Annotated in this window: 13 protein-coding genes and 1 riboswitch; of the genes, 5 read left to right on the forward strand and 8 right to left on the reverse strand. The window is 43.6% G+C overall.

Going from position 1 to position 14,406, the window contains the following annotated elements; genetic code table 11:
• Positions 1–96: 96 nt before the first annotated feature.
• From ISX45_RS17825 to ISX45_RS17835, 3 genes are all read left to right on the forward strand, one after another.
• Positions 97–1,350, forward strand: a complete 1,254-nt coding sequence (locus tag ISX45_RS17825; protein WP_181557329.1) for a methyl-accepting chemotaxis protein — start codon at positions 97–99, stop codon at positions 1,348–1,350.
• Positions 1,351–1,557: 207 nt separating this feature from the next.
• Positions 1,558–1,672: riboswitch (TPP riboswitch) on the forward strand.
• 143 nt (positions 1,673–1,815) lie between these two features.
• Entirely contained in the window at positions 1,816–3,537 is a 1,722-nt protein-coding gene (gene thiC / locus ISX45_RS17830) for a phosphomethylpyrimidine synthase ThiC (RefSeq protein ID WP_194519555.1), read from the forward strand.
• On the forward strand, positions 3,515–3,706 hold the full coding sequence (locus ISX45_RS17835; protein WP_194519556.1) for a coiled-coil domain-containing protein: 192 nt from the start codon (positions 3,515–3,517) through the stop codon (positions 3,704–3,706). Before thiC ends, ISX45_RS17835 begins: the two co-directional genes overlap by 23 nt.
• Positions 3,707–3,789: 83 nt before the next feature.
• Here ISX45_RS17835 and ISX45_RS17840 read toward each other — a convergent pair whose 3' ends face one another.
• Both ISX45_RS17840 and ISX45_RS17845 read right to left on the reverse strand, forming a co-directional pair.
• Positions 3,790–4,953: an MFS transporter gene (locus ISX45_RS17840; RefSeq protein ID WP_181557327.1), complete on the reverse strand. Its 1,164-nt coding sequence runs from the start codon at positions 4,951–4,953 to the stop codon at positions 3,790–3,792.
• 16 nt (positions 4,954–4,969) lie between these two features.
• Positions 4,970–5,389, reverse strand: a complete 420-nt coding sequence (locus tag ISX45_RS17845; protein ID WP_181557326.1) for a MerR family transcriptional regulator — start codon at positions 5,387–5,389, stop codon at positions 4,970–4,972.
• Positions 5,390–5,573: 184 nt separating this feature from the next.
• Here ISX45_RS17845 and ISX45_RS17850 point away from each other — a divergent pair, with 184 nt between their 5' ends.
• Positions 5,574–5,900, forward strand: a complete 327-nt coding sequence (locus ISX45_RS17850; RefSeq protein WP_228485732.1) for a YhgE/Pip family protein — start codon at positions 5,574–5,576, stop codon at positions 5,898–5,900.
• A gap of 60 nt (positions 5,901–5,960) precedes the next feature.
• Complete coding sequence (locus ISX45_RS17855; protein WP_194519557.1) at positions 5,961–7,457, forward strand: YhgE/Pip domain-containing protein; 1,497 nt, start codon at positions 5,961–5,963, stop codon at positions 7,455–7,457.
• A 45-nt stretch (positions 7,458–7,502) separates the two neighbouring features.
• Here the strand turns inward: ISX45_RS17855 and ISX45_RS17860 are convergent, their stop codons facing one another.
• The 6 genes from ISX45_RS17860 to ISX45_RS17885 form a co-directional block, all read right to left on the reverse strand.
• The gene (locus tag ISX45_RS17860) at positions 7,503–7,979 is read right to left on the reverse strand and encodes a (2Fe-2S)-binding protein (RefSeq protein ID WP_194519558.1); all 477 of its coding nucleotides are present in this window, start codon (positions 7,977–7,979) and stop codon (positions 7,503–7,505) included.
• A gap of 4 nt (positions 7,980–7,983) precedes the next feature.
• The gene (locus ISX45_RS17865; RefSeq protein WP_181557322.1) at positions 7,984–8,814 is read right to left on the reverse strand and encodes an FAD binding domain-containing protein; all 831 of its coding nucleotides are present in this window, start codon (positions 8,812–8,814) and stop codon (positions 7,984–7,986) included.
• Positions 8,801–11,125: a xanthine dehydrogenase family protein molybdopterin-binding subunit gene (locus ISX45_RS17870; RefSeq protein ID WP_194519559.1), complete on the reverse strand. Its 2,325-nt coding sequence runs from the start codon at positions 11,123–11,125 to the stop codon at positions 8,801–8,803. The genes ISX45_RS17865 and ISX45_RS17870 overlap by 14 nt, the downstream gene beginning before the upstream one ends.
• Positions 11,122–11,769, reverse strand: a complete 648-nt coding sequence (locus tag ISX45_RS17875) for an NTP transferase domain-containing protein (RefSeq protein WP_194519560.1) — start codon at positions 11,767–11,769, stop codon at positions 11,122–11,124. The genes ISX45_RS17870 and ISX45_RS17875 overlap by 4 nt, the downstream gene beginning before the upstream one ends.
• A complete protein-coding gene (locus ISX45_RS17880) occupies positions 11,766–12,806 on the reverse strand; it encodes an XdhC family protein (RefSeq protein ID WP_181557319.1) in 1,041 nt (346 codons plus the stop codon). The genes ISX45_RS17875 and ISX45_RS17880 overlap by 4 nt, the downstream gene beginning before the upstream one ends.
• 520 nt (positions 12,807–13,326) lie before the next feature.
• Positions 13,327–14,346: an NADPH:quinone oxidoreductase family protein gene (locus tag ISX45_RS17885; protein ID WP_220129589.1), complete on the reverse strand. Its 1,020-nt coding sequence runs from the start codon at positions 14,344–14,346 to the stop codon at positions 13,327–13,329.
• Positions 14,347–14,406: the final 60 nt, after the last annotated feature.

Consider the following 14,406-nt stretch of genomic DNA (forward strand, 5'->3'; position numbering starts at 1 on the left):
CTATGTATTTATGATAAAAAACGTCGTTCCCATCTAAAAAAAGGAAATGTTATAATTATATATAAATTTTCAATTCATTGAAAGGTGAGGGGAAATATGTCAGTACATAGCTATGTCATTCGTACACTGTTTGTTGTCATTCCGAGTACTGCTCTTGTTGGTTTAGGAATATGTATGGCAAACGGAATAGCCGGTTCAGCGTTTTGGTGGACGATGGTCGGCACAATACTGCTTGGCGCTATCATTGGTATTTTATCAGCTATCTTAAACTATCGGCGCTTTATTGCTCCAATTTCGGTGATTAATCACTACTTGGAAAAGATGACAGAGGGGGATTTATCAACGCGTGTTCCTGTTGACGAGGTGAGAGAATTAAAGCCGATTGCCGTTTGCATGAATGAGATGGTAGAAACATGGCAAGCGGTCATCTCCAACATCAAGCGTCATTCCGATGACATGTCGTTATTTTCTGACCAGTTGACTCATATTGCCGAGCAGACAACAAAAGCGACAGAGCAAATTGCATCAACGATGGAAACGATTGCTTTAAGCTCTGAACAACAAGTCAAAACGGCACAGGAAACATCGATTTCAATGAACGGTATTTCAGGAACACTTACCCAAGTGTCAGCCAATACGCAGCATGTATCGATGAATGCAAATAAAACGTTTGCGAAAGCCAAAGCAGGGAGACAATCCATTGAGCAAATGGAAGAGCAAATGCAGTTTATTTATGAGCATGTTCAATCACTTGGACAAGTTGTCAAAGGGCTTGGAGAACGTTCCAATGAAATCGGTCAAATTACGCAAGTGATTACAGGAATCGCTTCACAAACAAATTTGCTCGCATTGAATGCGGCCATTGAAGCAGCGAGAGCAGGAGAACAAGGAAAAGGATTTGCGGTAGTAGCCGATGAAGTGAGAAAACTAGCAGAGCAATCGGCTCAGTCAGCTCAACAAATCTCACAACTCATTAGTGATATTCAAGAAGAGACAGAAAAGGCCATCGATTCTATGGAGACGGTCGTTAACGAAGTTTCACAAGGGATTCATGCCGTTCAAACGGCAGGTCTTTCTTTTGAACAAATTCGGGAATCTATTAACGGTGTTAATGAACAAATTGAACAAGTGTCTGCAGCCATTCAGCAAATGACGGAGAGCGCTCAGCATGTTGCTGCTTCAATTCAGAGTATTACCGCAATTGTCGAACAGTCGTCCACAGGCTCAGCCAACATTTCCGCTGCTACAGAGGAGCAAATGGCGTCAATGGAGGAAATTGCCTCATCCGCCTCCTCTTTAAGCAAGATGGCAGAAGAAATGCAGTCTCTATTGCAGCAATTTAAAGTATAAGCGCTATTATTGATTTTAAGTGCTTTCAAATTCAAATAAAGCATGGTAACTTCCTACAGGGCAGGACTTTCCCTGAATGCGTCTCATCGTATCGGATGTGAGCTCAAAGTTGTTCAGGAGAATGAAACGAACAGAACCAAAGTATAAAAAGCATTTACACCCATAAAAATATGTGTTAATATTTAGAAAAATGAATATGATTCATTGCTTATCTACTAGGGGAGTCCAATAGCTTGGACTGAGAGAAGAACGCGCTTAAGTTCTTTGACCCTTTGAACCTGATCTGGGTTATGCCAGCGTAGGGAAGTAGATAGTGGGAGTATTGTTGTATACTTGCGCTATTTGTCATTCCGTCGGGTTCTCTTGTTGGAGAACCCGATTTTTATTTCTTCGTCTTCTCCCTCCTATCGTCCACACGTTTTGGTGTAACTTCGGGTCAAAAAACAAAAGAGGAGGAGAAGTTACATGCCAAACATTTTATCCCTCATGCAGTTTCCTGCAAGTAAAAAGGTGTATGTCGAAGGTTCTCGGCCGGATATTCGTGTTCCGATGAGAGAAATTGCATTAAGTTCTACGAAAACAGAGGAAGGAACGTTTGAAAACCAACCTGTCCGAGTATATGACACAAGCGGACCTTACACCGATCCCCATTTTCAGCCTGACATTCATAAAGGATTACCAGAATTGCGTAAACGTTGGATTTTGGAACGAGGAGATGTGGAAGAATACGAGGGGCGCCAAGTAAAACCGGAAGATAACGGACTTCGCAGTGGAAACCAATCAGACATCGTTCTTCCATTTCATCGAAGACCACTTCGTGCGAAAAAAGGACGAACGGTCACGCAAATGCATTATGCCAAACAAGGAATCATTACTCCAGAGATGGAGTTTATTGCAATTCGTGAAAATATGGACCCTGAACTCATTCGCCAGGAAGTCGCAGCAGGAAGAGCGATTCTCCCTTCTAATATTAATCATCCTGAAAGTGAGCCGATGATTATTGGACGTCAATTTCATGTGAAAATTAATGCAAACATCGGCAACTCCGCTGTAACATCATCCATTGAAGAGGAAGTCGAGAAAATGCTTTGGGCGATTCGCTGGGGAGCCGATACGATTATGGATTTGTCAACAGGAAAGCATATTCATGCGACAAGAGAGTTTATTATCCGCAACTCACCGGTTCCGGTTGGGACAGTTCCGATTTATCAAGCGCTTGAAAAAGTGAACGGCATTGTGGAGGAACTAACGTGGGAAATATACCGTGATACGTTAATCGAACAAGCTGAACAAGGAGTGGACTATTTTACGATCCATGCCGGGGTATTGCTTCGTTACATCCCAATGACGGTCAATCGTACAACAGGGATTGTATCTCGCGGTGGTTCGATTATGGCACAGTGGTGTTTAGCCCACCATCAAGAAAACTTTTTGTACACACATTTTGAAGAAATTTGTGAAATTTTAAAAGCATACGATATTGCTATTTCTCTTGGAGACGGATTACGACCTGGTTCGATTGCCGATGCGAATGACGAAGCGCAATTTGCCGAGCTGGAGACGCTTGGAGAATTGACGGAGATTGCGTGGAAGCATGATGTGCAAGTAATGATCGAAGGTCCGGGCCACGTGCCGATGCATAAAATTAAAGAAAATGTTGAGAAACAAATCGAAATTTGCAAAGGTGCTCCTTTTTACACATTGGGACCGCTCACAACAGATGTTGCTCCGGGATACGATCATATTACTTCCGCAATCGGTGCAGCGATGATTGGCTGGTACGGAACGGCAATGCTTTGTTATGTGACGCCGAAAGAACATTTAGGATTGCCGAATAAAGAAGATGTGCGCCAAGGGGTTATTGCCTATAAAATTGCAGCACATGCGGCTGATTTGGCGAAAGGTCATCCGGGAGCACAAATGCGCGATGATGCATTATCGAAAGCGCGCTTTGAGTTTCGATGGAACGACCAATTTAACCTTTCTCTCGATCCGGAACGGGCACGGGAATATCATGATGAAACATTGCCAGCTGAAGGAGCGAAAGTGGCTCACTTCTGTTCGATGTGCGGACCGAAGTTTTGCTCGATGAAAATTTCTCACGATTTGCAAAAAGCGGTCAAAGAAGAAGGAATGAAACAAAAAGCGAAGGAGTTTGTGGAAAATGGGGCAACCCTTTACCAATAATGAAGATGTAGCGGCGTTAAAGCAGGAAATCCTTCAGCTAAAAGAACGGATCACTCAATTAGAACAACAAATTTCCGACATTCAACAAAAGTGCCGACACGTCTTTTTCGAAACGCCCGTCATGCGAAAGTGTGTTAGGTGTCATTATGTAGAAAGCCTATATTATTAGAAAAACGGGGGTGACCCACAAGATGGGCCAGCCCCGTTTAGTTTACTTTACTTATATAGTGTTTGTTTAAGGAAAGAAAGCCATTAGCTTGTTTGTGAGAGAGGATGTTGTTGTTGTTTTTTTCCAAACAACAGAAATAAAAAGGCGATTAGTGCTAGTACCATCGCTACGATGAATGGCGCTTTGCTGGAAAAAGCGTGTCCGATCACCCCTGATAAGACTGGAGCAATCGCTGCTCCCATCCAGCGTACGAAATTGTATGTTCCGGAAGTAATGCCGCGTTCATATGGCGATACTTCCATAACATAACTTGTGAATAACGCATTATTTAATCCAGACGCTAATCCCGATAAGATAATGCAAATGACTAATACCCACATGTTATTTGCGACAAATAAAAGAAGCAAAAAGATGGCAAATATAAAGAGGCTATATGGCAAAAGTTGTTTTGGTGTATACGTTTTTTCTAAGCGATGTGATAAAATTGCAGAGCCGTAAGCAAGGCAAAGCCCCCAACCAAAAAAGACGAGACCGATTTGAATGGCCGATAGCTGCATAATTAATGGCGAATATGCTAACACGACAAAAAAGCCATAATAGTACAACATGGCGCCAATAGCCCCTTTAATAAATGGAGGGAATGATAAAAGTCGGCCCATTTCTTTGATGCTAGCAGTTTTTCTTGTTACTTTTTTGCTTGGATCATAGACGAAGAATGACACGAGTAAAAGCGCTGCAAAAATTAATATGCTTGTCGCAAGAAACGGATATCTCCATGAATGCTGGCCGAGAATGCCGCCAACAAGAGGCCCGCCCGCCATACCGAGACCAATGGCTGCTTCATAAAGACCGACCGCTGTTTGCACTTGGGGAGTAAGCGCAATTAATAACGTCATTGCTGTTGCGAAAAACATTGAATTTCCAAGCCCCCATCCGGCTCGGAAGACAGAAAGTTGCGGAATGCTGTTGGATAAACCGCATAATAATGAAAAAACGGTGACGATGGCTAGTCCTGTTACCATCATCTTTTTATCTCCAAGACGGCTCACGAACATTCCGGATGGAATCATCATAATTGCCATCGTAAAAATATAAGCGGTAAATAGCATTTCGACTTGCCAGTGGGTCGCACCGATGCTTTCAGCGATCATCGGTAAAATCGGATCGACAATCCCGATTCCCATAAACGCTAAAAATGCCGCAAATACCGTTATCCAGCGGGCGCGCGTTTGTTTCCCTTCGTCCATATTTTCTTCCTCTCCTTTATTGCTCTTCTAAAATGGCTTGAATTTTTTCGTGAAGCTGTTTAAGTTCTTTCTTCCACTCAAGCATTTTTTTCATTTTTTGTTCGAGCATGTCGATTTGCTCACGAACTCCTGCTGCGATTTCTTTTAGCTCTTGTTGTTTTTGCTCTTTATCGGTTGCGTTTCGATAATCGCGGTGGTGGGCTTCAATTGTTTCTTTTAATGTTAAAAATTGTTGTAGTTCCTGCAAGGAAAATCCTAATACTTCTCTAGCAGCAATCACCTTTTTTAAGCGTTCAATATCCTCTTCCGTATATAGCCTTGTGCCTTTTTCACTTCGTTCAGGCGGCTTAATGAGCCCAATTTCTTCATAATAGCGAATCGTCCGTTTCGTGAGGCCGGTTTCTTTCGCGACATCATCAATTTTAAATTGCTTCATCATTTTTCCTCTCACTTTATTTTATTAAAGAGCTTTTATAAATATAACATTAACGTTAATGTTACATTTTGTCAATGATACGTTGCATGTAACGATATGGAAGCGGATATTCTAACTGGGGAACAATTGATTTAATGGAAGGAAGATCGCGTTAGCATCATGGCTTATTGATGAATGGAAAAGCATTGTTCAACGTCCCAAACGACTTATTGTGTTGATTGGGATTTTATTTATCCCGATTTTATACAGCGGAACATATCTTTGGGCATTTTGGGATCCGTACGGCCATTTGGAACGATTGCCTGTGGCGGTTGTCAATGAGGACCGTCCTGCTACATATAAAGGAACAACGTATGCCATTGGAGATGAGTTAGTCGACGAATTAAAAAAGATCAAAGTTTTGAGTGGCATTTTGTTGACCGAAAGCAAGCAGAAAAAGGATTGCAAAATAATGAATTTTATTTTGAGGTACTCATTCCGAGCAACTTTTCCAAGCGTGCGACAATGTTAATGGCACAGAAGCCGACACCGTTAGAGTTGTATTACAAATCGAATGAAGGGTTTAACTATCTTGCTTCGCTCAATCGGACAAACGGGTGTCGAGAAAATTCGCCAACAATTAGCGTCGACATTAACAGAAAAATATACGGCGGCTATTTTTGCACAAATAAACGAATTAGGAAAAGAATTGGCTCAAGCAAGCGAAGGTTCTGAGAAAATTAGTGACGGATTGATGAACATATCTTCTGGAACAGGGGAACTTATCGCAGGAATGAAGGAACAACAAGGGAGGATTGCACGATTTTCAAGCGGTGCTGCTGAGTTGGAAAGCGGGGCAGCAAAGCTATCTCAAGGGGCGATCCAGCTTCATAACGGAATGACGGCTGTCAATGAAGGGATACAAACTCTCAAAGAAAGAACTGTGCAGCTCTCTGCTCGTTCGAGTGAGTTCGTAAGCGGTATGAATCAGCTATCAGTCGGCGCAGCTCGACTGCATGAAATGATGCAAGCTTATGGGCAGCAGCATCCGGAATTGCAACAAGACTCTGCGTTTATGCAAATGACAGAGATCAGCGATCAAATGAATAGAGGTATGCAAAAAGTCACCTCGGCTGCTGAAACGCTTAGGGACGGAATGAAACAGATCAGTGATAGCACGCAACAGTTGGCGGAAGGAACGAAGACGGTACATGCGAAACTTGGTGAGCTGGCTGCTGGGGAAAAAACGCTCCATGATTCGATGAGCGCGCTTGCAGATGGGGCTCGTAGTGTGACGAATGGGTGGGATAATGTGACAAATCATCTTGTAGCGTTAAAAAAAGGAGAAGATGAATTATTATCAGGGAGCTATGAGCTAACTAAAAAGTTGGCAGATGGGGCGAAACGAGTGCAGCATATTCACGCTGGACAGCCGATGTATCAGATGATGGCCAATCCTGTTCGCTTGAAGGAGCAGCCGGTCCATGCTGTACCGAACTATGGGACGGGAATGGCGCCTTATTTTCTCTCGATTAGCTTATATGTCGGAGCATTATTGCTTACGACGGTATATTCGCTTCGCGAAACGGAGCATGCTCCGCCTCATGCGCTTGCATGGTTTTTATCAAAATTTGTGATTTTAGTGCTTATTTCTTTGGGACAAAGCGTGATAATGGTTGTCTTGTTGACTCATATTGTTGGATTACAACCGCTTTATACTTGGCAGATGTACTTGTTTTCGCTTTTTGCTAGTTTAGCCTATATGGCGATTGTTCAGTGTCTTGTGACTGTAGCTGATAATGTGGGGCGCTTTATCGGGATTGTGTTGCTTGTTTTGCAATTAACAGCAAGCTCTGGCACGTATCCGGTAGAACTCGTGCCGCAGCTTTTACAAGACGTTCGTTCCTTGTTGCCGATGACATATACAGTAGAGGGATTTCGTGTCATTATTTCCACAGGCGATTTTGCTCTTTTACGAAACGACATCATTATTTTAGGTGGATTTATGATTATGGCGATCGTGTTCACGTATGGGTGGATGTGGCTGCAACAAAAGAGGAATGTTTCATCGTTGCCTGCGTTATCATGAAAACGTCTCCCGCTTACGAGCGGTCGTGCTCATAAGCGAAAGACGCTAATCATTTCGATGCTTTTTTAGTAAAACGGATTTGACAGCTTGCTCGATTTCCCGGTAACTCGTACAACGGCAAATATTTGATTCGAGCCATTCTTGAATGACGTCGTCGCTGGCATCAGGATATTTTTCGGTTAAGGCGTGGGCGTTCATAATAAACCCGGGGGTGCAATAGCCGCATTGAAACGCAAAATGCTCGACAAATGCTTGCTGAATCGGTGAATGTTTTAGCCCTTCAATGGTCGTAATTGTTTTTCCGACGGTTTCAATCGCGAGCATCATGCACGATTTAATTGGGACGCCATCTATCAACACGGTACAAGCTCCGCAATCTCCGTTTAAGCAGCCGGGTTTGGCTCCTGTGAGACGAAGTTTGTTGCGGAGAACAAATAACAATGTGTCGGCTGGTCGCGCGATGACAGAGTGTGCTTCTCCATTTACCGTTAGAAGCATTTCGCATTGTTGTGTTGTTGCCATTCGTTTATTCTCCCTCCAGTTCAGTGATGATGTCAAAGAGCGTATGTTTTAGCACAAAGAGGCGATATTGTGCTGACCCTTCAATATCGTCTAAAATTGGACGGGGAAGGTGTTGAAGGGCTTCGTCAATTCGTGTATTGACCGGAAGTTGCTGATTTAAGCGCTCTTCGACCGCTTGGGAGCGGAACGGAAATGGGCAGACGCCGCTGAATGCCACCCGGAGTTGCCCATCTTTTTTTAATGCTGCCACCGTCACAAGCGGATACCCGACTTCTCCTTGTTTTCGCCTTTTTATGTGGGCATATGGAAGAGATAAGTATGTCTGTTCCGTTTTCACTTGAATGAGAAATTCGCCCGGTTGTAATTGCATGTGCTGTTGAAATACTTGATGGATCGAACGTTGTTGCACCCCGTCCTTTCCGGCAATGACGACTTCGCTGTCAGCGAGCAATAAAGGCAATACTGCCTCTCGATAAAAAATTTGTCCGCAAATATTTCCACCTAATGTAATTTGGTTGCGTGCCGTACGGTCAGCGACTTCGCTTGCGGTTTTCGTTAATAGAGGAAAGGGGTTGGCTTCTTCGATGGTCGTTAACGATACACCGGCACCAAGAACAAGCTGCTGTTGTTGAATGTCGAGAACTTGACATTCGGGGATTTGTTTGATGTCAATGACCGCATCAGTAAAGACGAGATGGAGTCGTGAGAGCGTAATGATTTCCGTTCCTCCCGCATAATACATCGGTTTTTTTCCCTGTTGTTGTAGTGTCTGAAACAATTGAATGGCTTCGTGAATCGATGACGGCTGGTGATACGTAAAATCAAATGGAACCATGATGTTCCCCCTTCTTTTTTCGCCAAATCAGTTCAGGAACAAGAGGGAGTTCATTCAGGGGCACTTCGGCAGCGACTGATAAGGCGTTCGCTAATGCAGACGGCATTCCAATGAGTCCGTGCTCACCGGCGCCGCGGGCTCCATACGGAGCATCAATTTGCGGTGTCTCGACAAACTCGACAATATACTCTGGATGCTCTCCGAAGCGAAGCAGTCGATATGTTCGTAGCTGCGGGTTCAACACTCTTTCATATCGGTCAAAGAGGAACGTTTCGCGGCTTGCCCAGCTAAGCCCCATGCTCATTGCCCCCATCACTTGCCCGATGGCTGCTTTTTCATTGAGCACTTTTCCAATATCAATGACGGAAACAGCTCTGATGATTTTATACGTGTAATCTCGTTTATCGAATTCGATTTCGACGGCTTGCGCTCCGACCGTCCATTCCGGTCCTGGTTTTCCTGCGCCAGTTTCTTTATCTAAATACGTTAAATGTCTTAAAATGTAATTGCCTCGTCCGATGATTTGCCCGCCGATGGCGTTTCCGTTCGGATATTTGTAACCGTAGGCGATGTCTTTTATATTGACATAAATGGCTGGGTCGTCCCGTAAAAAAACTTTTCCGTAGCCGACTTCTAAGTCTTCAACGGACGCGCGCAATACGATAGATGCAATTTCTTTTAGCTGACGAATCGCATCGTCTGCCGCTTTCAGTACGGCTCTTCCTGCCATAAATGTGCCGCGGCTCGCTACCGTTTTCCAATGTTCAGGGGTTGTTTGCGTATCGACTTCCATCTTCACATGAATGTCTTTTATATCCATTTTCATCTTTTCGGCAAGTATTTGTGCAAGAATCGTTTTTGTCCCAGTGCCAATCTCGACAACACCGGAGATAAGGTTAATGCTCCCATTTGGGTTAAATGTTAAAATAGCTCCGGAACTAGCGTCTGTATCAACAGTTGACGTTTTCCATATGCAACTAACTCCTTTGGCACGAACGGTCCGTGCATCGATTTCGATACGCTGCCAATCGTCCCAATGAATCAATTCGCGCAATCGTTCGATGCATTTTGGTAAATTGCCAACGTTGCTGTTGTTTAAAAGAACTTGTGTCGGTGTCGTGTGGCCGGGGCGGATGGCATTTTTCATCCGCAATTCTAGACGGTCCATTTGTAACTTTTCTGCTAATAAATCCATCGTTCGTTCGATCGCAAATGAGAGCTCTCCATGACCGAATCCTCGGAATGGGCATGCATACGGATGATTGGTATATACACACAATGAATCGCACCAGACGTTTTCAATATGATAAGGGCCTGTGCAATCAACAGCACCAGCGCGGCTGACATCAATCGCTTTATCAGAATAAGCGCCTCCATCAAATAAATAAAGAATTTCCGCTGCTTTTAAGTAACCGTCATTCGTACAGCCAAGTTTGACGGTAGCTTCCAAACCAATATGAACTGGCGAAGTAATAATGTCATCTTCTCTTGTATTCCAGACGCTCACTTTTCTCCCACCGACGGCTTTTGATGCTAAGTATGCTAGAAGTTCTAATTGAACAGGAGTTTTCCCGCCATAAGCGCCGCCGACGAGCGGAGTGTGGACAATCACTTTTCCGACATCTTCGCCAAAGTATGAGCTAATCAGCTTTTTTATCATAAAAGGTGATTGGGAAGAAGCATAAATGATAATGTATCCATCTGGGAGAATTTCAGCGGTAGCGCATCTTGTTTCCATCGCTGCATGGTCTGATGGGGAAAAGGAAAAGCTTGCCTCCACGACGACATCGCTTTCTGCCCAGCCTTTTTCCATATTGCCTTTGCGAATTTTCGTGCGGTGAGCAATATTTGTGTTGGGTTCAGGATAAATCCCGCGTCCTTTTTGATAACTTCCTAGTTGCTCATGGATTAGAGGTGCTCCTTCTTTTAACGCTTCACGAGGTGAGCCGACAACAGGAAGAGGTTCATAAGTAATTCGGACAAGATTTGCAGCTTTTTCCGCTTGAACAAGCGTATCCGCCACAACAACGGCAACAACCTCACCATGATAACGCACTTTTTCAAAGGCAATTGGGGGACGGTCAAGCAAGTCTTCTCCGGTAAGCGGCAGCCCTTCTCCTGTTACAATCGCCCGTACCCCTGGAACAGAGAGCGCTTTTTCGATGTCGATCGCCTGAATGTTCGCATGGGCATAAGGGCTTGTAACAAGTCTAGCGTGCAAGGTTCCTGGGGTAACATAGTCATTTGTATACTTCGCTGCGCCTGTTACTTTATCCCACGCTTCTTTGCGAATGACGCTTTTTCCAATCATATTGAGCTGGTACCTCGCTTTCTTTTCAACTCAGTGATGGCCAAAAAGTAGTCTTGTTTTGTATCAATATCCAAAAAATAAAGGGGGTCTTCGTATTCAAGCCTCATTCCTTTTTCTTTCCACTGTTTACGAATGAGTTTTCGTGCTCCTTCATCTCCCTTTAGTTGCAGCAAAAGTGGAAATGTTTCAGCAGAAAATAAAGTGGGCGGCATCGGAATTCCGTTATGTGTGACGGTGATATAAGGAAGAGGACAAGATTCATAGTAAAAAATTAATTGGTTAATCATGTGTTCCGTTATGAACGGCTGATCAGCCAGCAGTATGATTACCGCTTCCGCGCGTAGTTGGTATGCTTGCTTTAAGCCGCACTTTAAAGAGTAAGATTGCCCGTAAGATGATCGCGGGCATGCAACGGAGCTCCACTTTTCAAGCAAAGGATGTGCAAATAATTCGGGAGCAATCCAATCCAGAGTGTCACCTTCTCGTGTAACGATTACGACGTGATAAAGATTGGAGTGCAGAGCCTTTTTTAATGCCATGCTCCCAAGCCTCTCTTCTTTCAACGGAAGCATAAGTTTATTTGTTCCCATTCGCGAGCTTTTTCCAGCAGCAAGATAAATACCGATAATTCGCCGTTTCGTCATAACAAGGCTGTCCTTTCCTTTGAACCGTTTCGTAGCGTATGAATGATCTCGGCTAACACACTAATTGCGATTTCTTCAGGCCCACGAGCGCTGATTGCCAATCCGATTGGTGAATGAAGGAACGGGGGAATTACTTGATTACCCAGTAAGCGTTCCGTACGTCTTCTTGGACCTAAAATTCCTAAATAATATAATTTTTTATTGATTAGTAATGAAAGAATTTCTTGGTCCCGCCGAAAATGGTGCGTCATAATAACAACAAAATCGTAAGGAGTCAGAGAGAGTTTCGGGACGATCTCTTCTGGAAAACCGATCATCAATTGGTCGGCGTCAGGGAAATGCTCCCTATTACATAAAGCAGGACGCCAATCCGTTACGATGATGAGAAACCCTAGTTGATGAGCAAAGGAGACGAGCGGTTTTGTGTCTGGATTAGCTCCGAAAATAATAAGCCGCGGTTTTGGCCAGTAATGGTGAATGTAAAAGGGCATGTCTGAAATGGTTTGAATCCCGCTTATTGCTTTAAAAGGGATCGATGAATGTAATAAATCTCTTAGCTTCTGCGGTATTTCTTCTTTCCAGCCGCCAAATGTCGAGCCGCTCTCTGTTAAAAATAAAAGATTTTTTTCATCAGACTGAGCGGTTAATTTTCTCGCGAGCAGCACGCGCTCTCTTCGATCTAAGCGGTCCTTTAATGTAAGCAAATATTCTCGAAACTTTTCGTTAATCGGTTCCAAGAGGACGTGGATGATTCCGTTACATCCTGTTCCTTGTCCCCATGAAAGGTCATCTTCATGTTTCATATCGAAAACAAACGTTTTCGCACATCCTTCCCGCAATACTTCCTGCGCTTTAATTGCCAAATCTTCCTCAAGACATCCGCCGCTTAGCAATCCAATTTGCGTTCCATCATCCTGAAACAACATGCAAGCCCCTTCTTTGCGATAGGCGGAGCCCTCAACGTGAATGATGGTGGCCAAAACGCTTTTCGTATTTGATTCGCTAATAACCTTGAGGACACGGTAAATATCATCCATTTTTTTCCCTCCTGCTTCGCTATTTCATTGTATTAAGCGGTTTGCGTGTATATGTACTGCGATTGATTTTTTTCTGTTCGTTTGTGAACTTTTATGGATTTATGCATGGCAAAATTCAAATGACAACGCTGGTGTCATGAGCTTCGGATGGTTTTCAAGACGGCAACACGTCTATAGTTAAAAAGAAGGAAAGTTGGTGCTGAACAGCCGCTTTGTGGCGGTAGAAGATGTGAAGCATTTTGTCAAAGTATTCGTAGTTTGTTTCAGAGGTGAAAGATTTTTTGTTCACGGAAAAAATGAAGGGGAAAAAGAAGTGGGAAAAATCGAATGAAAGATTTCCTTTTGTTGAAAGGGGAGACGATTGGTTATCGGAAAGGGGGGGACAAAATTGCAGAGTAATTAGTAAAACATAATATCAATGCGCTATTGCGTTTAGGACGTTAAATAGCTTCTATTTCTAAATGAAAAGAGGGGGGCACGGATAATCAGCCCCCTGATTTTATAAATTTTTCCACTGTATTTATGATAGCTTTACAACCGTTCTGCCGCGTAGTTTGCCTTTTAGAATATTCGATAATGCATTAGGAAGTTGTTCAAGAGTGATTTCTTGTGCAATAGATTCTAGTAATTTATCAGGTTTTAAATCAGTGGCCATGCGTTCCCAAATTTGTTTTCGTAATTCCATTGGGCAATAGACTGAATCGATGCCAAGTAAGTTGACTCCGCGAAGGATAAATGGGAAGACGGTTGTTGGAACGTCTGTGCCCCCTGTTAGCCCGCTGACAGCTACGGAGCCGTTATATTGGATTCTACTAAGGATAGAGGCAAGGGTTCTTCCGCCAACAGGGTCAACGGCTGCTGCCCAATATTGCTTATCTAACGGACGGATCTGTTCTAGACAAACTTCTTCACGAGAGATGATTTCTTTTGCACCGAGCTCGCGTAAATATTCATGTTCTGTTTCTTTGCCTGTGCTTGCGACAACATGATAGTTTCGCTTTGCTAACATGGAAACAGCGATACTTCCGACCCCGCCAGTAGCTCCTGTAACGAGTACTTTTCCTTTTTCAGGAGATAAGCCGTTTTCTTCTAAGCGGTGGATAGACAATGCCGCTGTAAACCCTGCCGTTCCTAAAGCCATTGCTTCTTTGAGTGTCAGCCCTTTTGGAAGAGGGACAATCCAATCTCCGGGAATACGGGCATATTCGCTGTAGCCTCCGTAATGCGACACGCCGATTTCATAGCTCGTTGCAATGACTTCGTCTCCTTCTTTAAAGCGCGGGTCATTAGAAGAAGTGACAATGCCAGCTAGATCGATACCCGGGATAAACGGATATGATTTCACAATTTTTCCGTTCGGAATGCACGCTAGTCCATCTTTATAGTTGACACTAGAATAAACAACTTTAATGACGACATCTCCTTCTGGAAGATCATTCATGGAGACGGTTTGGACATTCACTGTAAAATCTGTCTCCGTTTTGTTCACCACTAACGCTTTGAATTGGTTCACTTGACATCCCCCTCTTCGATTTTTCATATTCTTGCCTATAACGATAACAAAATTATTCTGACCGGTCAAAATATTTTTGTCGTCACA

This window comes from Thermaerobacillus caldiproteolyticus (assembly GCF_015326725.1).
In the GTDB taxonomy this organism is placed as follows: domain Bacteria; phylum Bacillota; class Bacilli; order Bacillales; family Anoxybacillaceae; genus Thermaerobacillus; species Thermaerobacillus caldiproteolyticus.